Raw genomic sequence first — 21,905 nt, forward strand, 5'->3', positions numbered from 1 at the left:
GCTTATCCTCCGATACAGTACATTCCGCTCACGTGTTTTGTCCGCTCTATTTGATAACGCTCCGAAAAATTGTGGGATCCCGGTTTCCGGTCCAGGGTTTCCATCACCGCAGCCTGGAGTTCATCCTCCGAAACCCCACTGCGGAGCAGGCGCCGCAGGTCTGTACCGGATTCACTGGACAGGCAGGGTATGAGCATACCCCCTGAACTGAGCCGCAGGCGGTTACAGCATTCGCAGAAACCTTCGCTCAGCGCATTGATGAAGCCGATTTTGCCGGCAAAGCCCGGGAGGGAGAAGTATTCCGCAGGGCCGTTACCCAAGCGACCATGGTAGCTGATCAGTTTGCCGTAGGCCCTTTCCAGCAGGGCGGCTACTTCGTTTCCCGGGATGGGTTCTAGTTCATTGGCGGAACCCAGGGGCATGAGTTCGATAAAACGAACTGCCCGGCCCGCTTTTTTGGCCAGGGCAGCAATGGCGGGAAGCTCAGCTTCGTTAAGCCCCCTAAGGGGTACGCAGTTCAGCTTAACCGGGATACCCCGCTCCTCTGCCAGATCCAGGGCCCTTAATATAGAAGGAATCCCTTGATCCCGGAAAAGGGTATCCCCGGGGTAGCGGGTGATCCGGCTGTATAGTTCCGGGTCCAGGGTATCCAGGCTTACATTGATGCCCCCCAGGGACAGGGCGGGGTTTTCGGCGAGAAAGGATTCCAGCAGGAGGCCGTTACTGGTAAGGGTGACCTGCTCTATCCCGGGAACAGCCCTGAGGCTGCGGATAAAATTCCCCACATCCTTACGCACCAGGGGTTCCCCGCCGGTGATCTTGACCTTACGGATACCTATACCGGCCATGACAGTACAGAGCCGGAGTATTTCCTCAAAAGAAAGTATCTCCCCGTGGGGCTTCCAATCCACACCTTCCGCTGGCATACAGTAGAGACAACGCAGATTACAACGGTCGGTAATGGAAATGCGGAGATAATCAATGGTTCTGCCGTACCGGTCTATCATGAACCCTACCCTTCTACCTTGCCGTAAGCCGGAGGTATTTCAGGGCGTTTAAAAAGACCGCTTTTGCCACCGGATTTTTCCCAAAGCCGTATATTTCCGATAAGCATGGCCCGGTCCAGGGCTTTACACATATCGTAGATCGTCAAAAGGGCCACCGAAACCCCGGTAAGGGCCTCCATTTCCGCACCGGTTTTGCCGGAAAGTTTTACCGAACAGCAAGCTTCAATACGGGGTAGCTCAGAGGCCGGAACTTCAAGTATAGAAAAGTCGATGGTACATTTGTCAAAATTGAGGGGGTGACAAAGGGGAATGAGGTTTGCGGTCCCCTTGGCCGCCATGATCCCTGCGATACGGGCAACCCCCAAGACATCCCCTTTTTTGGCGGCGCCCCCCTGTATGGCCTCCAGGGTTTCCCGGCTCAGGGTAATTTCCCCCCGGGCTATGGCGGTGCGGGATGTCACTTCCTTGGCGGAAACATCAACCATGATGGCATTGCCTCCGGCGTCAAAATGGGTAAAATCCTTATCTATTGCCATAACAATCAGTATAGCACATTTTTAGGGGTAGGCAAGGGAAAATTCGGGATAAGGAAAAGATGAGTGAGGAGAGATAAGTTTATGATTTTTGGCAATAATTCGGGGAGAAAGACAGGATAGCTTTCCTCTCATCTCTCTTATCACCTTATAAACGCTGTGCGCAGTCTCACTACCTCTAAAAAAACAAAAAGGGTATCATCCGTTAGGTATTTTTCGGTATATTGTTCTCATAAAGTATTTGTAGTCGGGGTATTAAACCAGACTCACTAAAAAAACCGCCGCATATAGCGGCGGTTTAGTATTACTTCGCGGGAGCAGCCTTGGCTTTGGCCTTGGCAGGGGCCTTTTTAACCGCTTTCTTCACGGCTTTTTTAGCAACCTTCTTCGCAGGAGCTTTTTTGGCGACGGCTTTCTTGGCCGGGCCTTTTTTGGCGGCAGAGGCTTTCTTCGCCGGGGCCTTCTTGGCGGGCGTCTTCTTGGCGGGTGCCTTCTTGGCAGGGGCTTTCTTAACAGGAACCTTCTCTGCCTTGTTAACGGTCTTTAAAATCGCCGCATTTTTCTTATCCTTGGAGGATTCTGCCAGTTCGTAGGAAGTTTGCAGGGCTACCCAATACTCAGGGGTCTTTCCAAAGAATTTGGAAAGCCTTTCTGCAAAGGGAATACTGATCTTGAGTTTATTATTAACTAATAAACGTGCCGCAGAGGGACTGATTTTAATCCCGTCAGCGAGTTGGGAAATAGACAGATTGTATTGAGCGGTAAGAGCTTTTACAACTGCACCGGGGGTCTGAGCAACTTTAGCCATTGATATCTCCTTAATGGAATAGTTATTATAATAACTATATCGACAGAAAGTTTTTTTGTCTAGCATTTTTCGTATTTTTTTTACTAAAATGGATAAAAATACTGATATTGTATTAACAATTGAGGGTGCCTCTGTATTCGCTCAGTCTTTAGCCTGCGCAAATGCTCTTTAAGCGGCAAATCTCTAAAAACTGAAGTTTTTAGAGATTCCCTATATCAGATCCTCAAACACTATCCCTTCCCCAGAGGGAATGAACCGGGTAGTTTTCCTGCCCACAAGCCGGCTTTCCCAGGATGGATGAAGACCTGGGCGGAGTATTTTTTCTGTTCTGAGAACCGCAAAATCCTCAGGAACCAGGGTTTCTCCGGCTTGTATATCCCGGTTAGCATGGACAGAACGATTGGTGCGCAGGTAATTGGCCCTTTCCGCCCTTGCCAAACGCTTAACTCCGTCACCCAGGACAGCCTCCACAGTATCTTCTCCCTGTTCCTGTTTCAGCGCATCCAGGGTCGCTTCGGCTCCTAATACTGATACCCGGCGCACCGCCTGTACCATGCGTTTGAAGTCCTGCGGGGTCAAGGCTATGGGGTCGTCTAGGCCGGAATCCTCCCGGGAAAGACAGAAATGCTTTTCTATCACCACTGCTCCCATAACTACCGCCAGGGAAGGAACCAATTCCGGGTCCAGGCTATGATCGCTGACCCCCACGGGAACACCGAAAAGACTGCTAATGTTCCGCAATACACGGAGATTATAATCCCCCTCCGGTGCGGGATAAGCGGTAACACAGTGGAGGAGGCAGGCCCGTTCCGGGGGAAATAGTTCCAGTGCGGTCTCAATATCCGACAGCCGAGAAACCCCGGTAGAAAGCAGCGCCGGAAGCCCGTAAGAGGCAAGTTCAGTCAGCAGACCCGTATAGTTCAGTTCCGGAGAGGCAATTTTCAGCAGCCCGGGTTTAAGGCTCCATAGTTCACGGGCGCTCCTCATACCAAAGGGACTTGCAAGAAACAGCAAGCCCCGGGATTCAACATAGCCCTTCAGATCTCTGTAAAAACTGATATCAACTTCAAGTTTCTTAAAGGTATCGTAGAGCCGCATCCTGCCGCCGGGAAGATCCACATCCCCGGTGTTTGGGTGGAGGATTTCATCGGCGTAGACTATCTGGAATTTTATACAATCCGCACCGGCATCCGCAGCAGCGTCGACCAATTCGCGGGCTTTTTCCGGGGAACCCCCGTGGGATGTCCCCAATTCAGCGATAACAAGCACGTTTTCAGAACCGTAGACAGTCCCGTTTACTGTAAAAGTTTTATTGCCCATAGGGGGGATTATACGCGAATGGGGGCTTGTGTACTAGCAATTCTATTCTGTTATGATAAATCTATTGGGGTAGTGATCGGGGCGGGCGGGCAATTCCCCCGCTCCCTAACCTGTAGAATTCCCCTCCGTCAGCCCCTGCGGGTCTGCTACGGGGAAGAATTCCAGAGACGGGAGCGGGGGAATTGCCCGCCCGCCCCTGCCTCTATTCCGGTATATTTACCTTAAAACATTGCTGTACACAACGGGGTGGAATACCTGTTTCACCATAGCAGTACCGTTGCTATCGTTTATATTTTAATGTCTCCAAGGTATTTTCGCCCCGGACTACCTCGAACCAGAGTTCTTTGCCGGCCTTTTCACGGAGCAGTCGGTAGAAATCGGCCAGGTTACGGACCGTTTCGCCGTTAATACCAATGATGCGGTCCCCTCGCTGGAGGCCCACCACCGAAGCGGGGCTCTTATCAACTATCTGGACCGCCACAATGCCCTGGATGTTTTTATCCAGATTAAAGGCGTTTCGGATAGTGTCGTTGATGGGGGCCGCCATAAGCCCGGGCCAGAGTTTGTTGTTCTCCGTTGCAGTTTCATTGTTCCGGGCTTCGATGCGGACCTTTATTTCCAGGGTAGCACCGGAGCGGAACACCGTGAAGGAGGCCTGTTCACCGGGCTTGAGATCCCCCACGGCCAGCATCAGGGGGTTAACTCCCCGCATTTCCCGGCCATTGATGTGGGTGATAAAGTCTCCGGGCTGTATGCCCCCCTTGTCCGCCGGTGAACCCAGGAACACCTGGGCGGCCAGGGCGCCCCGTTTTCCATCCAGGCCCAGGGCCTCTGTGGTTTCCTTGTCCGCTTCGGCAAGGGAAACTCCCAGCCAGCCGTAACTGACTTCGCCGGAATTGATAAAATCATCAATAGTACGTTTGGCGTTGTTGATGGGGATAGCAAAGCCAAGCCCCACGGAACCGCCAGAACTGTTGCTGGCTATCCAGGTATTAATCCCAATAACGTCACCACGGATATTCACCAGAGCGCCCCCGGAATTTCCCTGGTTAATGGAAGTGTCGGTCTGTATAAAGTCATTGATGTTGCCCCCGGGACCGCCGGTGCGACCCACGGCGCTGACTATGCCCATGGTTACCGAGGACATAAAGCCCAGGGGATTGCCCACCGCAATGGCCCAGTCACCCACGCGAACCGCATCGGAATCACCCAGTACCGCTATGGGGAGGGTTTCTGAGGACTTAAAAGACACCAGGGCCAGATCCTTCCGTTCATCCTTCCCCACCAATTCTGCGGAAATTTCTTTGCCGTCATTGAGGGCTACCACAATTTCATTGGCAGCCTCCACCACATGGTTATTGGTCAACACATAGTAGGTATCGCTTGAATGGCGGACTATGATCCCCGAACCTAGGCCCTGGGATCGATATTCCCGTTCCTGATTGCCGCCGTTGCCATCCCGAGGGCCAAAGAAAAATTCCCAGGGTATGCCGTTAAAATTGGGAGTCTGTTGCCGCCTGATGGAAACGGTCTTAATTTCCACCACCGAGGGTAGCACCTTGTCCGCTACGGATCGGAAGGCGGTCTGGAGCCCCTCGGCAATACGGAGGGCGTCCTCGGGGATCACCACATCGGAATAACCCGGATTCTCCTGGGCCTTAGCGGTCCTGGAAGAAACCGGAGTTGAACAGGAAAAGGAAAGAAACGCCAGGGAGAACCCGAAAATTGCCCCCAGGAGTACCAGATTAAAGAAAAAGAAATTTTTTGATGCCAAGCTCTTCGTAAAGTTCATGCCCTTTGACCCCTTCTATTGATTTTATAGAATTTAAAAATGCCGTAACTAAGTCTCTCTATATTATAATAGTTTTTCGATTTAATGGTTACAGTGCTTTTGGCTCATTGTCCCTTGGTGGGCCGGATCCTTCTTCGGTTAATATTTCGGTATGATCGCTGAAAATAGCCAAGGTATGCTCCCAGTGGGAGGAAAGTTTCCTGTCCGTTGTTACCACGGTCCAGCCGTCTTCCAGAATTTCCACATCCCCGGTTCCCTGGTTGATCATGGGCTCAATGGCTATCACCATGCCCCCGCTCATCCGGGGATTGGCGCCGTGGGGGTAATTAGGCACCGAAGGGTCCTCGTGGAGGGCCAGCCCTACCCCGTGGCCGCAGAATTCCTTCACCACCCCATAGCCCCTTTCCAGGGCATGGTCCTGCACAGCCCGGCCTATCTGGAGGAGCCGATCCCCGGCTTTGGCGGCGGCTATCCCCTTATAGAGGCACTCCCGGGTGGCAATGTTCAGGGCGTGGGCGGCGGCACTGACCTTCCCCACTTCCACGGTGATGGCCTGGTCGCTGATAAAGCCCCCCAGGTCTATGCCGCAGTCCAGAGATACCAGGTCCCCATCGGCGATGCGCCGTTTGGAGGGAATGCCATGGATAACCTCGTGGTTGATGGAAATGCAGATAGCCGCCGGATAGGGGTTCTTCTTGGAGCCCTGGCCCAGGAAAATGGGCTTGCCCCCGGCTTTGGCAATCCAGTTTCGTACCCATTTGTCTATATCCAGGGTCATGACCCCGGCTTTTACCTGGGGCAGCAATTCCCTGTACATGGTGCTGAGGAGATGGCAGGATTCCCGGATCCCCGCAATTTGCCTTTCAGTTTTTAATCGTATCATAGTTGTTCCTATACATTCAGTTTCCGCCGCAGCTGCACCGCATTGGACAGGCCGGGGTCCCGCTTGAGGGCTTCCTTAAAAACACCCTGAGCGGAATTGAGGTCCCCCATACGGACCAGGGTTTCCGCCATGGAACGCAGCCACCGGGCCTCATCCTTAGGGGGAAAGCGCAGATCCAGCAGGGCGCCCATACAGTCCAGGTAGGTCTCGTTATCCACCGCAGTTCTCAGCCTGAGCCGGACCAGTTCCTTGAGGAAGGTTTCCACATCCGGCATAAAATGGCGGAAATAGGGCCGCCTACGCTCTTCCCGGACCAGCATCACCAGCAGGACAAAGCACTCATAGTAACGCTGGCGCTTTTCTAATTCCTCTGCCAGGATAAAGGCACAATCCATCCAGTCTTCCCGGTCCAGGTACTTTTCCAGGGGGAATTCCACCCCGCCCTGGGCTTCCCAGACCTTCAAGGCTTCCTCGTCCTCCCGATGGAGAAGTTCAAAGAAGATAAGCTTGGCTTGGGATTCGGGATCCTCCGGCTGTTCCCGGAGAAAGGTCCGGTAGTCAAAAACATACTTCCCCATAAAACGGCCGTAGATCCGGTCGTATTCGCTGCGCCGCTCCGGGTCCGAGAGGACTTCGTAGGCGCTGATAATCCGGCGCATCTCCGCCGAGGCCCATTCCCCCGCAATGTCCGGGTGCAGCTGTTTAGCCTTTTCCCGGAAGGCTTTTTTTACATCCTGGGTTGAAGCGCCCTGTTGTATGCCTAGCCGGGAGTAGTAATTATCCAATTCGCTTCCCCAAAGCCTCCGCATGGGCGGCGGAAAGGATAACTTCGCTCCAGTTAATGTACATTCCCTCTTTTTCCATGGCCCGCATCAGGTTCACCATGGCTTTTACGGTGAAAGGGCTGGTTTTCCTGAGAAAAGCGGCACTCTTTTTCCCCGTCAGGTTGCCTGAAGCAAGGATTTTGGGGAGCGCATCGGGCATTTTACCGCCGAAAAGGGAGGCCGCCTCGGCGATAACCGCAATATACTCGTAACCCGGCAGCCTGAACCCATCGCCGGTCCAGGCATCCAGGATATCAACCCGGTGCCCGGCGGATTCCATACCCTTAGCCAGGGCGTTTACATAATCCGGGACACCCCTTCTTGAGGCGGGCACACTTACCAGGGCAATTCTCATTTTTACCTCAATTAAACAAGATGGTCAGGCCTGCTTATAGAGCTGATCCACCAGGGGTTCTTTCACGATCAATACGGAACACTTTGAGCCGACCATAATTTCTCGATGGGAATGGGAAATTATGTCCCGGGGACTCCGTTCCTTTTCCCAGCCCCCCAATATGATAAGATCCGCCTTTTTTTCATCCGCTGCGGTGAGTATCTCCGTATAGATCGCCCCCTTGCGGATATCCCGCTCGGCCTTAACCCCCTTAGCCCGGGCCAGTTCTTCCACAAAGGAAAGGTACCGTTCCCCGTTAGCGGTCAAGCTCCGTTCATAATCCAGGCTCTCTTCCTGGATAAAGATCTTGCTCAGGGTGAGCTGCCGGATAGTGGCGGTATCCACCACATACACTGCACAGAGATGGCACCGATATTGCTTGGCCATAATGATTGCATATTTCGCCGCCAGTATGGAAGCATCAGAGCCTGAAACTGCGACAACTAAATTGGAGAAGAGTGGCTTTATCATGCGTTGCTCCCAGAAACCCCTTTCTTTTTTAATAGCTTGCTGGTGAAAAAGGCATCCCGGTCCTTTTCTTCAAGCGCTGCTTCAATGTAAACCTTTGTGTCCCGCGCCGTGGGGATCACCATCTTTTCCAGGGCGTTAACCCTGCGCTGAGTCTTCCGAACCTCCCGGGCCAGACGCCAGGCTATGGTCCTGACCGCCGCAAGTTCCGTAAGTATCTTCAGCAATTTAAAGAATTCTAACACGGTTTCATCACATTCTGCAAATGAATTCGCCGGGGAATACTTCAATTCTACCTCCGGAAGCCGTACTTCCAGGCTGGGCAGGGTCATCCCCGCCACGGCAACCCGTTTTTCCCGGAGATCGAAGCTGTACTTGATGTTCCGGGATAGCCGATCCGCCCGTTCCCGGCCCACCACGATGAGCATCCGTTTCAAACAGGGGTAGGCAGTCTCCACGCCTTGGTCCAAATCCCGCTCCAGGAGCTTAACCTGCTCCACCTTCCGCATAAGCTCCATGACCAGGATCTCCCGCTTCTGTTCCAGAAGGTCGTAACCCTCCTTAGCAGTGACGAGCCGTTCTTTGACCCGCATGAGGTTGCTTTTAGTGGGGGCTATCTGTTCCCGGGCCATACTTTTACCATATATCAATTTATACTAAAAAAAGTGGATTTTAACAATGGGGAAAACAGAAAAATTGAGCTTGAGGTATTTTCCTGCCGGATAAGCTGGGGCTGTTTTTCCGGTTTAGTCCCTGGGCCGGGTATAGAACCTGCCATTGAGCTGTTCGGTCCTGATCACGTTGATAAAGACCCCGGGATCGATCTTCTCAATGGCGGTGACCAGGGCTGCGGTCTCATGGGCAGACACCACCGAATAGAGCAGGGTCCGCTCGGCCTTGTCAAAGTAGCCGAAGCCCTTAAAGGAAGTGGCGGCGTGGTTGGTCTTTTCCTTAATCACCGTGTACACCTCGTCAGGCTTATTTGTGATGATCAGCAGGGTCTTCTGCTGGTAGCCGTGGTACAGAGAGCTTAAGCCCATGGTGGTGGTAAACTGGAAAATCACCGAGTACAGGGCCTTATCCAGGCTGAACAAATAAGCAGCCACCGCCAGAATAACGCAGTTTCCCGCAAAAATGAAGTTCCAGCTTTCCTTATGGTACTTTTCGGAAATGAATATGGCGATAAAATCCGTACCCCCGCTGGTGGCGTCCGCGTACAGACAGAGGCTTATCCCTACGGCGTTGAGTATGCCCCCAAAGACCGCCGAAAGCAGGATGTCGTGGAGCTGCAAAAAATCGATAAACATACTGGGCATCCAGTCAGTCAGGACACCGCTAACCACAATCACCAGAAGCGAATAGAGGGTAAACTTCTTCCCGATATACTTAAAGCAGATAGCCGCCGGAATCGAGTTCAGGACAAAGTAGATAATGCTGAAGGGAAGCTGAATATTTCCATAGCGGAGGGCGATCTGCTGGAAAAGGATAGTAAGCCCTGTAAAGCCCCCGGGAAGCAACCCCCCGGCATGGACAAAAGTATTGATATTGAAGGCCATGAGAAAGGAACCCAAAAGCAGGAGGGAAACCCGCTTTACCGTATATACGGCAGATGAACCAGTTATCATACCTCTATGCTAACTGGAGAAGCGCCGCTTTTGCAAGGGTCCGGAAAATTTAAGTCAATCTACAGGCACATTCTATTGTTTCCCTTTTTTATCCAACAGGCCCCGCAGGTTCCCGGTAGTAAAGCCCATGGGGCAAACCGTACACCAGGCTCGGGGACTGAAAAGGATGCCAAAAATAAAGGCCAGGACCGTGGCAATCTCCATAAAAACCAGGACCGTATTGCCCAGAAAGGCTACTCCCCGGGGAATGGAATAAATGATCAGGGTAATAAAGCTGCCCATCATGAGGCCCCAGAGCGCCCAGCGGAAAGCGGTTTTCTTCATAAATGCAGGCTTGGGCAAATGCAGGGAGATACGCCGGGTAAAGACCTTAATAAAGGAACCCCGAGGACAGATCCGGGCGCAGTGCATCTTCCCCCGGCCGGAAAGGGCGATACCGATGGGGGTGAACATGCAGACAAAGCCGTAGAGGCCGAAGGGTTTCCAGATATTGGCGATGGTTATCCAGACTATGGTGATGATCCAGGACCAGCCCTGAAGGCTGGGTATCCAGGGTTGATGGTATTTACGGATACGGGGACTTGTTTGGGGCGCCTGGGCGGGGGGAACCGGGAGATTAGCTAAGGTCTGATCGCTCATAAATTTTTCCTATTAAGTACGTGGTTTTAATATGATATAATAGGGTAATCGGAGGATTTTGGCAAGGGGGAAAGCTGTATGGCCTGTATTTAGTCCTCGCCCAATACACTCCGCTGTTTTTCCACTGGGTACCCCTTCATTTCGTCCACACCGATTTCCCCAGCAATTCCGCCAGCCGCCTGTCCAGATCGTCGCAGGCTTTCCGGTGTTCTTGTATCTGTTCGACCAGCTCCCCTGCCCGCTCCCGAAGTTTTTCCCCATCATCCAGAAGCGCTTTTTTATTACAGGGGTAGGAATTTTTGATATCCCCAACCGTCTTCTGCAGCGATTCTACCCGGGCCAGCAGTTTTTCTTTCGTGGCTGCCAGTTTTACCATGCTGCCCACCGGCTCGTCCACAAGTTCCTTATACCCTTCAGCCTGGACACTGAGCTCCCGCAAAGTGTCCAGGGCGGCGTTTTTATAGGCCGTAATGGAGGCGGATAACAGTTTTTCTATTTTTTCGTTCTGAACAGGATTCAGGTCCGGGTGTAGTTTTTTTATCAGCCCCGAGTACAGCAGGTTCAGCTCCGCCTCCTCCCTGTCCGAAAGCACAGTCCCGGCGAAGCGGCGCTCCAGGGCTGCATTCATGCGGCTCATTGACGCGGAGAGCTTTTCGTTCTGCCCGTTAAATTCACCGATCAACTGGGCTTCTATCTGGGAAAGGGCAAAAACATCCCGGGAATTGATCCTGCCCTGGATCAGCTCCTCTTTCCGCTTCAGCCGCAGCTCTTTGTACTGAAACTCCAGGGCCTTATGCTCCAGGGACCCGATGGCGCTCACGTATTCAGCTTCAACTTTTTTGCGGATATGAAATTCCAGCTCATGGTGTTCCAGGAGCAGGGCGGCCAGGCTTTGTCTCAAATCCCGTATTTCCTGCCTGGGTTTTTCATATTCCGGATAACGGCTCTGTTCCGGCATGGTTTCCTCGTTCATTTGATAATCTCCGGGTTCTCCTTAAGCATGAAAACCAGATCCAGGGCATCAACAGGTATCTTTACTTTTTTTGCAAACCCAATCATTGCCCGTTCGACTTCCAGATACTTTTTCTCTGTCCAGGACGAGGGCCTTTCGCTTATCACCTTGTACTGGACCAGCTGCTGGGCCGTGTGGGTATCAAGGATGCAGATCTTTTCGCCGAACCCCAGGTTCCTCAAAAAGTGGGAGGCTTCCTTAAAACCGAAACCATTGATCCTGTTTTTCAGTTCCCTTCGGGAAAGCAAAATATCGTTAAAGCACAAAAATTCTTTTTCAATTTTCTTTTTTGTACCGGGATAGTAAATCTCCCTGTTTTGAATAATCCTCTGCGCCTTTGCGGGGTGCAGGGCTATTCCGCTTTCAAGCAAAACCGCATCTATCTCCGCTTCGCTGCCCTTAAACAGTTTTTTTGTCTTACGTAAGCTGCCCATGGCGGCAAAGGCGTATTTTGCCTTTTCCCGGGCGGTACAGAGGCAATAGCACAATTCTTCAAAAATATCCTGATCGCTCCCCTCTGCCCAGCGGCTGCGGAAATCGTCCAGCCTGTTTTCCAGCTCGTTTTTGTGATTGATATATATATCATGCAACTCAGTTCCGGCACTCATACTTTTTGCACCTCGTTTCCGGAGGCCAGGAGGGAAAAAAGTTGCCCGGGAATCAGGTTGAATAAATTCATGGCTGGGTGAATATACCTTAATAACCGCTTTTTTGCAACTTCTCCCGGGGCTATGCCCGGTTTTGGCAATGGCGGCTCATACCGGAGGAGGTGGGCGATTCCCCAATACAGCCGTCATTTACAGCCATACCCCGCTTTACAAACCCCGCCCTTTCATATATACTCCACCAAGCTATGCAGAACGCCCTGAGCATTGAAGCCCCCTGCAAGATAAACCTGCACCTTAGGGTAAAGGGCCGGCGTTCCGATGGGTTCCATGAGCTGGAAAGCATTTTTCTGGCCCTGGCCTTCGGGGATACCCTGCATTTTGAGCTGAAGGAAGCCGGCGGGGATGAGTTTCTTGCGGAGGACAGGCGCCCCGTAACTGAGGCGGGCCTGGAGGAAGTTCCCCAAAAGGGCAATATAGTCCTGAAAGCGGCGGAGCTTTTCCGGGCAAAGACCGGGTTTGACCGGCCCTTGCGGATAGGGCTGGAAAAGCGTATACCCCTGGGGGCGGGCCTGGGAGGTGGGTCTTCTGATGGGGCTTCCACCCTGCTGGCCCTGAACGAGCTTTCGGGGAGGCCCCTTAGCGCTGAAGCCCTCGCTTTGGCAGGGGCGGAACTGGGCAGTGATGTGCCTTTTTTTCTAGGCGCCCCTGGGGCCGGTGAAAGCGCTCCTGGCGGGAGCGGAGCGGCCTTTGTGAGCGGCCGGGGAGAGCAAATACGGCCCATAGCGGGGCCGGGGCAACTGGGAGTAGTCCTGGTTAAGCCCGCTTTTCCCAGCAATACTGCGGGGGCCTTCCGGTTGCTGGACGCCTATAGGGCGGAAACGGGCTGGAATGAGGAAAGTGTCCGGGACTTGTTGCCGGAGACACTAATAGGTGCCTTGGCGGCACACCCTTCCCGCTGGCCCTATGGGAACGACTTTTTGCCGGTATTTCTGGCAAAGGGGGAACCGGTGGTTCGGGATGCCTACGGGGCAATCCTGGAAAAGCTGGGCGCCCAGGGGGCGGATTTTTGTGGTCTTACCGGGTCGGGATCGGCCTGTTTTGGGATATTTACAGATGGAGGAACGGCGAAAAAGGCAGTAGAGTCATTGTTAAGGTTGGGAGTTTTCACACTTCTAACCTTTCCCCTTGCGCGTTTGGCTAATACGGTATTAAGATAGAATATAATCGTAGTGAACCTGGACCAAAAAAGGAGAAACGTCATGGAGATTACCGATATCAGGGTCCGCAAGGTAGCCGGTGAGGGAAAACTAAAGGCTTATGTGACGGTCACATTTGATGATTGTTTCGTCGTACACAATGTAAAGATCATCGAAGGTAAGAGCGGCGTGTTTATAGCCATGCCGAGCCGGAAAACCCGGGTTGGAGAGTACAAGGATGTTGCCCATCCTATCCATCCGGAATTTCGGGCAGAACTACAGAAAAAAATCCTGGACCGGTATGATTTTGGTAATGTTCAGGACGATCCCACTGTAGAAATATAGGAATCTTTGGGACGTAGGCAAGTGGTAAGCCACCGGGTTTTGGCTCCGGCATGCACAGGTTCGACCCCTGTCGTCCCAGTAAGAAGACAGGGGTCGAAGGGTTCAATTCGCCGACCAACGGGAGGAAAAGGCGCCATGGATGGCGCCGAAAGAATTGAACCCCGGCCTGGAGTGAGCAAACATGGATGTTTGCGAACGGAAGGCGACCCCTGTCGTCCCAGTACTAGGCAGGGTTTGAACCCTATTGCCCCAATCTATAGGAGTAATGTATGAGTCAGGTAGTTTTTGCAGCCCGGAATCGGGCAGAATCGGGGTCCGCCGAAGCCCGCAGGACCCGGAAGGAAGGGCGCATTCCCGCAGTAGTGTACGGGCGCACCGGTAAGGCGCTGTCCATTGACCTGGACGCCCTGGAATTTATCAACAGCGTCAGGGGCATTTCCGAAAGTACCATTGTCACTATTAATGTCGATGGGCAAGCCCACGAAGCCTTTGTGAAGGATACCCAGCGGAACATCACCGATGGGCAGATCCTCCATGTGGACTTCTACGAGGTTGAACGGGGTGTGTCCCTCCGGGCGAAGGTCTCAGTCCATGTTCACGGAAACCCCGTGGGTGTCCGTGAAGGGGGTATCCTGGAATCACCTCTCCACGATATTGAAGTGGAATGCCTCCCCAAGGACCTGCCGGAGCGCATCGATGTGGATATCGCGGAACTCAAAGTGAACCAGTCCATCCACGTCCGGGACCTCAAACTGGGCGAAGGGGTCAGGCTTATTTCCAACCCCGATCAGGTGGTTGCCCTGGTGAAATTCGCCAAGGCCGAAACTGAAACCGCCGCCGAAGGGGAAGCCGCTGTTGCAGAGACTGCGGAAGTCAAGGATACCAAGGAACCTGCCAAGGACGCCAAGGCCTAGAAGAGCCGCTTAGTATAAAGGGGGATGGGGCGCAGCTCTGTCCCCCAAACCGGCGCTTTTTACTTTATTTACCCTTCTATCAGTTGGTCGATTCCATAAAAAATACGGCGGGTAAAAACACCAATTCCTATCATTAACAATCCTGAAACATAAAACGGAAGGTAGGTATTGCTTCCTATCTTCTCAAAAACAATGCCGTACAGGAACTGGCCAAGAGGAATTGTACACATACATAAACATATAACGCATGAAATGACTTTTCCGGTTAACTCTTTAGGCGTTAAAATTTGTAGGTTTGTTATTACCTGAATTTGAAATAAGGTTGATAAGGCCGTCAACAGGCCGCCGCCAATTACCAGGATGATGTAGATTTCCATTGACCCTTTCAGAGTTCGTAGGGCAATTCCCCCTATGAGCACGGATACTGAGCAGCCTAGTAAGATAAGCGGGCTTGCCCTGGATTTCAGTTTTGTTGACAGTATTCCTGCGAGCAGACCCCCGGATATAGCGCCGGCAGCTACTACGCCCTGAGCATATCCGTATAAGCGATTGGCGGTATTTGAGGTGAATCCCAAGTGTTGGGTAATTAAAACCGGGAATCCTATTAAAATCAATGGAGTTAAAAATAAATTTACAGAAGCGTATATTACGGACACTTTCCATAGGACAGGCCGCTCTTTAAACATAAAGACAAAACTATCTTTAAGGTCGTTGAAGCCCGTAACGAATATGTTTCCTGTGGGTTTCCTTTTTTCAAAGGGAATATGGATGAAAATCTCCATTACTGCGGATGCGGAAAAACAGCCGACGCTTACATACAGGATTGGCGCTAAGCCGACAAGGGAGAACAAAATACCCCCAAGCACCGACCCAACCATACTGCCCAGGGAGCTAATCAGATTTATTACCGAATTCCCCTGCATGATATGCTCCGCCCCTACCAGAATAGGTACACTTGCCTGAACCGCCGGCTGATAGGCGCCCTGGATGCTGTATAAAATAATCATGGTCACTGCCACAAGCGGCACAATATCTATTTTCCCTGACAGCACATAAAACAGGAAAATGAGGATTGCGGTGCTGAAATCCAGAATCACCATGATGTTCCTTTTATTAAGCCTGTCGGCAATGATCCCCCCTAGGGGGAACAGTAAAAGCATGGGGATAAACGATACTGCCAGGATGGTCCCGAATAAAACGGACGAACCTGTCTGGTTTAGCAGGTAAAGAGGAAGGGCAAAACGTACTATCTGATTGCCGAAGATGGAAATAATCTGGCCTATGGCGACAAGTATGAAATCCTTTGAAAACATCGGGTTTTTATGCATGGTTATTGGTTAAATCTCCCCTGAAAAGGTGTTATTATTTTGTTTCCCTGGAAACATATCAAGCCTAGCATTGTTTTGTTTCCTTGTCAACATAATTTTTCAGGAAATTTCCAAAAAAAATGCGGCCTCTTCGGGGTAGTCTGAGATAATTACGCTTTATGCGCCGTGATTATGGTGTGGCTGTTCACATTGATGGTCAACACATAGCCATCGCCATGGACATACCAATTTTTACCCCTTTGGGTAATAGATTTGTTATCAGCGCTGCCTACTGCCTGCTTGCACCAAGCAACTACATCATCAGTATCCAGGCCGAGGTTCCTCTTGATACGTACAATGCCCATTTCTGTAGTGTGTAATTTGCTTATTTCTATTTTAGGCATATACCCTCTCCCTTTCTGTCCTTCGTGGTTATTAAATCTTCTAATCAACAACCTCGCCCTAAAGGGACGAGGTATGTTGTTCTCATAAGGTATTTGTATTCGGGGTTTAATACCCTTTTTAAGCGCCCTAAAGGGCGGGGTATTAAACCCCTCAACACGAATAAAATGGGGATCAAGTTTAGCCTAAAGGGTGAGCTTGTTGATTTCTCCGTCCAAATGCCGGCTATAGGTTTCCACGAAGCTCAGCATGCTGTCAAATTGTTTTTCAGTTACCTGTTCAAATACGGCTTTATCCCGCTCTTGAAACTCTTTATGCAGTTTTTCATGGAGTTTGTCAATTGCTTTCCCTTGCTTAGTAAGCTTAAAATAGATTTCTTTCTTATTATCCGGTTTCTGGTAGCTTTCGATAATACCTTTTTCCATGAGCTTCCGGGTGAGTTTTGTTATGGCCCCCCGGGTCATATAAAAAGCTTCCGCAAGTTTTGTCACATTGGAATCTGCATTTTTTCCGATGTATTCGATGCAATGTACTTCAGAAGGCTTATACCCTTTAAGGCTGTCTTCCATCTTGAGCTTGTCAAGCCAAACCATCTTGTTAAATAATTCTCTGAAAGCCAATAGGACCTGTTCTTCCTTGTTCATGACCTGTCCTCCCGCCGATTGGTGCAGTAATAATAGTATATTATACGGGCCCCTTTGTATTCCATTCCCTCTGCGTCTTTATGGCTAAAATTTCCAGAGTATGTTACATTGAACTATATGAAAACCTTTGAGGCCTCCGTTGCTGCGGCTCTGGGCAGCCGGCCTGCGGGCACGGTGTTCCTCGCCGCGGTTTCCGGGGGGGCGGACTCCACCGCTATGCTGGCAGCTTTAGCAGCGCTCCGGGACCGGGCCGGGGCTGCCGGTGGCGCCTTTGAACTGCGCTGCCTCCATGTGGAACACGGGATACGGCCCGCTGCTGAAAGCCGGGGGGATGCGGCGGCGGTGAAGGCCCTTTGCGCGGAACTGGGGGTTCCCTGCCGGGTGGTTTCTATCAGGCCGGGGAAAATTGCGGAGACTGGGAAGGAAAAGCGGATAGGCATCGAGGCGGCGGCGCGGCTCTACCGGCATACGGCCTGGAACCGGGAGGCCCAGCGTATCGGGGCGGCAGCGGTGCTGGTGGCCCATACACGGGATGATCTTCTGGAAACTACCCTGATGCGCTTCCTCCGGGGGTCCGGGCCTGGGGGGTTGGCGGCTTTGCGGCAATCCCGGGGCCGCATACTCAGGCCTATCCTGGGACTGGGGCGAGCGGAGGTCCTGGCTTACCTGGCGAAACGGGGTTTGCCCTACCGTACGGATTCTACCAATGCGGACCCTGTTTATTTGCGGAACCGGATCAGGCTCAAGCTGATCCCTTGCCTGGATGAATTTTTCCCTTTCTGGAGGAAGGCTGTGCTGGAACTGGGGGAAACTCAGCGGCTCAGTGCGGATTTCTTGTCCGCAGAAGCCGCCCGGATTCCCTGGAAAACAACGGCCCCGGAAACCCTTACTTTGCCTGTTGAAGAATTTTTCTCACATAGCGAGATTATCCGGGAGGAAGCGCTTTTTGCCGCCCTGGACCGGATGCGAAGCAAGGATTCCCCGGGGGGGCAGCCCCGGCGACGGAGTCTCAGGCTTTTTGCCCAGCGGGAAGTTTCATCCCTGGATTTGGGATTCGCCTCCCTGGCGGATGAGGGTGCCGATATTACCCTGCGCAGGAAGCCCCGCAGCTATGAAAAGGGCTTTTCACTGTTGATTAAAGAGCCGGGAATATATAAGCTAAAAGAGCTTACCATTAAGATACTGAGCGGAGCAGAACTGGAAAATCCAGGGTCGGCTTCGAATGAAGATGGAAAGTTCCCCGCAGTACTTCCAGCGAAGGTTCCCGGGTTTTTCACCGGCCTTCCCCTGGTTTTCCGGCGGTATTATCCCGGGGACAGCATAAGTCGGGGCGGACGGCATTACCGGGGGGCGGATATCACCGATAAAGCCGGACGCGCCGCCCTTATCACCGCTTACGATGCCAGGGGCCCTGTGGCCTTTATCGGGCCGGGCCGGGCCGGGCCGGGTATCGGTGTCTTGCTGGCCAGGGAAGAGATGAATCAGAAAGACCGGGATACCAGCCCGTTCTTTTCTATAATAGTTGGGGGTATTGATGTTCAATGATCAGAATAATAAAACGCCGCAGCCGCGCCCGCCTTTGACCGGGGGTCGGCCTAACCGTTTTGCCTTGTTTTTTTTCCTCGTTATTGTGGGTATTTTTATTGCCTATTTTTTCAGGAACGACACGCCGGCGGTAAAGGAGATTTCCTACTCAGCTTTTACCAATTACCTTGAACGGGATGAAATCAGCTCGGTAAAGATAATGGATACTAATATAATTGAAGGAACCTTTAGGGACAATACCGGGGGACTGAAGCAGTTCAAAACCCTCATTCCCTACCAGGACCCTTCGCTGCTGCCCACCCTGCGGGAGCGGGGGATCAATGTTTCCGGGGCGGTCACCGGGGTAAGCCCCTGGCGTATATTCATGGAATTCCTCCCCTGGCTTATCGGGTTCGGGTTTATCTGGTTCATGATGCGGAATATGCAGGGCACGGGGAACAAGGCTTTCCAGTTCGGGAAGAGCCGGGCGAAACGCTACCAGGATGAGGGGAAAAAGACTACCTTTGCGGATGTGGCGGGCCAGGTGGACGCCAAGTACGAATTGGAAGAAGTGGTTTCCTTCCTGAAGAGCCCCCAGAAATTTACCAAGATGGGGGCCCGGATACCCAAGGGAGTGCTCCTGGTGGGTATGCCCGGCACGGGGAAGACCCTCATGGCAAAGGCGGTGGCCGGGGAAGCCGGGGTGGCCTACTTCCACATGTCGGGTTCTGATTTTGTTGAAATGTTTGTGGGTGTCGGGGCCAGCCGGGTCCGGGACCTTTTTGAGCAGGGGCGGAAGAACGCGCCGTGCATCATCTTTATTGACGAATTAGACGCTGTTGGCCGGACCCGAGGCGCGGGCTACGGCGGGGGCCATGACGAGCGGGAGCAGACCTTGAACCAGCTTCTGGTTGAAATGGACGGCTTCGACTCCAAGGACGGGGTGATCATTTTGGCGGCCACTAACCGGCCCGATGTGCTTGATCCAGCCCTGCTGCGGCCCGGCCGTTTTGACCGGCAGGTGGTGGTGGCCATGCCGGATATCAAGGAACGGGAGGCTATCCTCAAGATCCACGCCGAAAAGATACCCCTGTCAACCGAGGTTGACCTGGGCCGTATTGCCCGGGCGACCCCGGGGATGAGCGGGGCGGAAATCGCCAACCTGGTCAATGAGGCGGCCCTCTTTGCGGCCCGGCAGGATAAGCCCACGGTGGAAATGCCTGACTTTGAAGAAGCCCGGGACAAAGTACTCATGGGGGTGGCCCGGAAGACCCTGGTGGTTTCTGAAAAGGAACGGCGCATGACCGCAATCCACGAGGCGGGCCACGCCCTGCTCCACTATTTCCTGAAAAACGCCGATCCCCTCCACAAGGTAACCATAGTTCCCCATGGCCGGGCCCTGGGCATGGCCATGTCCCTCCCCTTAGAAGACAGTTACAGCCGCACCCGGGGCTGGATTGAGGACCGGATCGTGATCTGCTACGGCGGTTGGGTGGCGGAAAAGCTCTTTTACGACGAAACCACCACGGGAACCAAGCAGGACCTGCAACAGGCCACGGAAATGGCCCGGCGCATGGTCTGCGAATGGGGCATGACCGAAGAAATGGGGCCCGTGACCTACGGCCAGGAGGATGAGCCCATCTTCATCGGCAAGGAAATTGCCCGGCACAAGGAATATTCCGAAGATACCGCCCGGCTTATCGACGGGGCTGTTAAGAAGATACTGGATACTGCAAAGGGTTTTGCGGAAACCATACTGCTTGCCCATAAGGATGAACTGGAAAAACTGTCCGACGCCCTCATAGCCCGGGAAACCCTCATCGACGACGAGGTACGATCCATCCTGGGGCTTCCCCCCCGGGAAAATTCAGCCACCCTGAGCGTACCCCTGGGAGAAACCCCATCACCCACCCCGGAAGCCTGATGATCCGCCGTTCTGGAAGCATGATCTGCCGTTCCCTGATACCGGCGCTTTTTCTGACGGCAGCCCTGGGTGTCCTGGGCGGCCAGTCCCGGCTTGGGGCCCAGTCCCGGGATGAAGATGCCCCGGCGCGGGGGGATACTGGGGCGGCGGAAAAATATGCCGCATGGGCCCTGGAAGCCATAAACCGAGATCAATGGTCCCTGGCTGAGGAAGCTCTGGACCGGGCCGCAGATTACGCCGATGTTTCTTCGGACCTTTCCTATTTGTTAGCCCTTACCCGCTCCCACCTGGGCCGGCCTTCCGGGACGGTGCTGGAAGCCCTGCGCCGGGGCCTGGAAGCAGCACGCTGGAACCGGTACAAGCCCGGCGATGCCCGGCTTTTGGAAGCCGAAACCCTCATCGGTATCCGGTCCTATGCGGAAGCCCTGCGCAGCCTGGATCAGGCCGGGGAAAGCGTCCGGGCCATAAGCTTGCGGCTCCTGGCCCTCCGGGGCCTTTCGGATACCCGCTCTTTCAACGTTACCATGGCAGAAGCCCTGAACCGCTACCCCCGTTCGCCGGAACCGGTTCGCATCCTTTTTAATTACGCTGCGGGCCGTATACCCGGGGCCGAGGAACGGGAACTGATTACCACCTGCCTGCGCCGGCTGCCCCAGCTTATTGGGGCGGACAGGGAACTGGCCTACCTGGCGGTTCCCTTTATCCGGGATACCGAAGAAGCCCGCCGCTTAATGGCGGCTTACCGGGCCGGGGGTAGCACAAACCCTGAGGCCATTCCTTCGGCGCTTAACCTGGGCCTCATAGACGATGAAAAGGCGGTAACGGAACTTTTTCAGGAACCTTTACTGGATAAAGATCTTTTGGAAACAGTCTGGGGCCTGCTCCGGGGCGCCGCCGGCCGCAGCCGTTTCAGCAATCTCCTTTCCCAGTTTTCCGGAGCTATTACCGAAGACATTGACCGGGACGGCCGGAGCGAGTGCCGGACCCTTTACACAGATGGAAGCCCCATCGCGTACAGCTACGATGCGGATCAGGACGGGCTTCCGGAACTGGGGGTCTTTTTCTCCGTAGGTCTGCCTGTCCGGGCGGACCTAAGCGCTTATGCCGAACCGGGCTTCCCCGGGGAACAGCGCCGGCTTCAGCCGGAAAGCTTTCCGCGGATTTCCCTGGAATGGGAACAGTACCCCGCAGTACTCCAGGCGGAATTGGAGGGGGTGCGCTACATTCCCCGGCCTAATGAATTTTTCTTTACGCCTCTGCAATTCAGGGAACTTCTGGGGAGTACCCTGCTCTACCCCGAAAGGGAACTTGTATCCCGTATATCCCGGCGCACCCTGGTCTCCTTTGCCTTAGTCATAGAACGGCAGGGCAGGGAAATCCCCGGAAGTATTGAGCGGATAGAGATGAATTCCGGGGTTCCCCACCGTGCCCGGGAATACCTGGGGGAAAGGCTTGTGTCAGAGACCGAATTCCTCCTGGGCCAGCCCCTGGTTCAGCGTATTGATCTGGACCTGGATGGCCGGCTGGAAACGGTACGCCGCTTTCGCCGCCCAGAGCTGCCCCCGGAGGACCCCCTGGCATATTCGGTGGAGCTGGCCTCCTCGGAGAGTGACTGGGACGGTGACGGAATTTACGAATACGGTGAAAGCTATATGGGGAATCAGGAGATCCGAGCCTGGGATATGGATAAGGATGGTATTAAAGAATATACTGAGACAGGCTTGAGAAATTGATAT

Annotated in this window: 23 protein-coding genes and 1 tRNA gene; 7 read left to right on the forward strand and 17 right to left on the reverse strand. The window is 53.3% G+C overall.

The features are described from left to right. Positions 1–2: 2 nt before the first annotated feature. The 14 genes from moaA to TREPR_RS13410 form a co-directional block, all read right to left on the reverse strand. Entirely contained in the window at positions 3–1,007 is a 1,005-nt protein-coding gene (moaA, locus tag TREPR_RS13345; protein WP_015708852.1) for a GTP 3',8-cyclase MoaA, read from the reverse strand. A 5-nt stretch (positions 1,008–1,012) separates the two neighbouring features. Continuing rightward, a complete protein-coding gene (moaC, locus tag TREPR_RS13350; RefSeq protein WP_015708853.1) occupies positions 1,013–1,543 on the reverse strand; it encodes a cyclic pyranopterin monophosphate synthase MoaC in 531 nt (176 codons plus the stop codon). Positions 1,544–1,844: 301 nt separating this feature from the next. Next, entirely contained in the window at positions 1,845–2,348 is a 504-nt protein-coding gene (locus TREPR_RS17950; RefSeq protein ID WP_015708854.1) for a HigA family addiction module antitoxin, read from the reverse strand. Between the two features lie 210 nt (positions 2,349–2,558). Continuing rightward, complete coding sequence (locus TREPR_RS13360; protein ID WP_015708855.1) at positions 2,559–3,668, reverse strand: N-acetylneuraminate synthase family protein; 1,110 nt, start codon at positions 3,666–3,668, stop codon at positions 2,559–2,561. A gap of 280 nt (positions 3,669–3,948) precedes the next feature. After that, complete coding sequence (locus TREPR_RS13365; protein WP_015708856.1) at positions 3,949–5,460, reverse strand: Do family serine endopeptidase; 1,512 nt, start codon at positions 5,458–5,460, stop codon at positions 3,949–3,951. A gap of 88 nt (positions 5,461–5,548) precedes the next feature. Further along, complete coding sequence (map, locus tag TREPR_RS13370) at positions 5,549–6,343, reverse strand: type I methionyl aminopeptidase (RefSeq protein WP_015708857.1); 795 nt, start codon at positions 6,341–6,343, stop codon at positions 5,549–5,551. An 8-nt stretch (positions 6,344–6,351) separates the two neighbouring features. Beyond that, positions 6,352–7,128 (reverse strand): J domain-containing protein, encoded by a 777-nt coding sequence (locus tag TREPR_RS13375; RefSeq protein WP_015708858.1) that lies wholly within the window; start codon positions 7,126–7,128, stop codon positions 6,352–6,354. Beyond that, a complete protein-coding gene (locus TREPR_RS13380) occupies positions 7,121–7,522 on the reverse strand; it encodes a hypothetical protein (RefSeq protein ID WP_015708859.1) in 402 nt (133 codons plus the stop codon). Before TREPR_RS13380 ends, TREPR_RS13375 begins: the two co-directional genes overlap by 8 nt. A gap of 24 nt (positions 7,523–7,546) precedes the next feature. Then, positions 7,547–8,032 (reverse strand): universal stress protein, encoded by a 486-nt coding sequence (locus TREPR_RS13385; protein WP_015708860.1) that lies wholly within the window; start codon positions 8,030–8,032, stop codon positions 7,547–7,549. Then, entirely contained in the window at positions 8,029–8,661 is a 633-nt protein-coding gene (locus TREPR_RS13390; protein ID WP_041611206.1) for a V-type ATP synthase subunit D, read from the reverse strand. Before TREPR_RS13390 ends, TREPR_RS13385 begins: the two co-directional genes overlap by 4 nt. Before the next feature lie 114 nt (positions 8,662–8,775). Beyond that, positions 8,776–9,654 carry a YitT family protein gene (locus tag TREPR_RS13395; RefSeq protein ID WP_015708862.1) on the reverse strand — a complete coding sequence of 293 codons (879 nt, stop codon included), beginning with the start codon at positions 9,652–9,654 and terminating at the stop codon, positions 8,776–8,778. Between the two features lie 72 nt (positions 9,655–9,726). Continuing rightward, positions 9,727–10,293 (reverse strand): 4Fe-4S binding protein, encoded by a 567-nt coding sequence (locus TREPR_RS13400; protein ID WP_015708863.1) that lies wholly within the window; start codon positions 10,291–10,293, stop codon positions 9,727–9,729. Between the two features lie 136 nt (positions 10,294–10,429). Continuing rightward, positions 10,430–11,266, reverse strand: coding sequence for a hypothetical protein (locus tag TREPR_RS13405; RefSeq protein ID WP_015708864.1), 837 nt, complete (start codon positions 11,264–11,266; stop codon positions 10,430–10,432). Further along, positions 11,263–11,913, reverse strand: coding sequence for an 8-oxoguanine DNA glycosylase (locus TREPR_RS13410; protein ID WP_015708865.1), 651 nt, complete (start codon positions 11,911–11,913; stop codon positions 11,263–11,265). The genes TREPR_RS13405 and TREPR_RS13410 overlap by 4 nt, the downstream gene beginning before the upstream one ends. A gap of 161 nt (positions 11,914–12,074) precedes the next feature. Here TREPR_RS13410 and TREPR_RS13415 point away from each other — a divergent pair, with 161 nt between their 5' ends. The 4 genes from TREPR_RS13415 (at position 12,075) to TREPR_RS13430 (ending at position 14,368) form a co-directional block, all read left to right on the forward strand. Further along, positions 12,075–13,130: a 4-(cytidine 5'-diphospho)-2-C-methyl-D-erythritol kinase gene (locus TREPR_RS13415; RefSeq protein WP_015708867.1), complete on the forward strand. Its 1,056-nt coding sequence runs from the start codon at positions 12,075–12,077 to the stop codon at positions 13,128–13,130. 42 nt (positions 13,131–13,172) lie between these two features. Continuing rightward, the gene (gene spoVG, locus TREPR_RS13420) at positions 13,173–13,454 is read left to right on the forward strand and encodes a septation regulator SpoVG (RefSeq protein WP_010262273.1); all 282 of its coding nucleotides are present in this window, start codon (positions 13,173–13,175) and stop codon (positions 13,452–13,454) included. A gap of 7 nt (positions 13,455–13,461) precedes the next feature. Then, a tRNA-Gln gene (locus TREPR_RS13425) sits at positions 13,462–13,533 on the forward strand. A 190-nt stretch (positions 13,534–13,723) separates the two neighbouring features. Next, entirely contained in the window at positions 13,724–14,368 is a 645-nt protein-coding gene (locus TREPR_RS13430) for a 50S ribosomal protein L25 (protein ID WP_015708868.1), read from the forward strand. Positions 14,369–14,436: 68 nt separating this feature from the next. On the opposite strand, the gene TREPR_RS13435 is transcribed toward TREPR_RS13430, so the two are convergent. The 3 genes from TREPR_RS13435 to TREPR_RS13445 all read right to left on the reverse strand — a co-directional run bounded on the left by TREPR_RS13435 (position 14,437) and on the right by TREPR_RS13445 (position 16,721). Continuing rightward, entirely contained in the window at positions 14,437–15,696 is a 1,260-nt protein-coding gene (locus tag TREPR_RS13435; protein ID WP_015708869.1) for an MFS transporter, read from the reverse strand. Between the two features lie 149 nt (positions 15,697–15,845). Next, positions 15,846–16,079, reverse strand: coding sequence for a DUF3781 domain-containing protein (locus TREPR_RS13440; protein WP_015708870.1), 234 nt, complete (start codon positions 16,077–16,079; stop codon positions 15,846–15,848). A gap of 183 nt (positions 16,080–16,262) precedes the next feature. Then, positions 16,263–16,721, reverse strand: coding sequence for a MarR family transcriptional regulator (locus TREPR_RS13445; RefSeq protein WP_015708871.1), 459 nt, complete (start codon positions 16,719–16,721; stop codon positions 16,263–16,265). A 117-nt stretch (positions 16,722–16,838) separates the two neighbouring features. Between TREPR_RS13445 and tilS the strand changes: the two genes are divergently transcribed. The 3 genes from tilS to TREPR_RS13460 are packed head-to-tail and all read left to right on the forward strand — an operon-like array spanning position 16,839 to position 21,902. Then, positions 16,839–18,266, forward strand: coding sequence for a tRNA lysidine(34) synthetase TilS (gene tilS / locus TREPR_RS13450; protein ID WP_015708872.1), 1,428 nt, complete (start codon positions 16,839–16,841; stop codon positions 18,264–18,266). Beyond that, positions 18,256–20,169 (forward strand): ATP-dependent zinc metalloprotease FtsH, encoded by a 1,914-nt coding sequence (gene ftsH, locus TREPR_RS13455; protein ID WP_015708873.1) that lies wholly within the window; start codon positions 18,256–18,258, stop codon positions 20,167–20,169. Before tilS ends, ftsH begins: the two co-directional genes overlap by 11 nt. After that, positions 20,169–21,902 carry a tetratricopeptide repeat protein gene (locus tag TREPR_RS13460; RefSeq protein WP_015708874.1) on the forward strand — a complete coding sequence of 578 codons (1,734 nt, stop codon included), beginning with the start codon at positions 20,169–20,171 and terminating at the stop codon, positions 21,900–21,902. Before ftsH ends, TREPR_RS13460 begins: the two co-directional genes overlap by 1 nt. The last annotated feature ends 3 nt before the right edge of the window (positions 21,903–21,905 follow it).

This window comes from Treponema primitia ZAS-2 (assembly GCF_000214375.1).
Taxonomy (GTDB): Bacteria; Spirochaetota; Spirochaetia; order Treponematales; family Breznakiellaceae; genus Termitinema; species Termitinema primitia.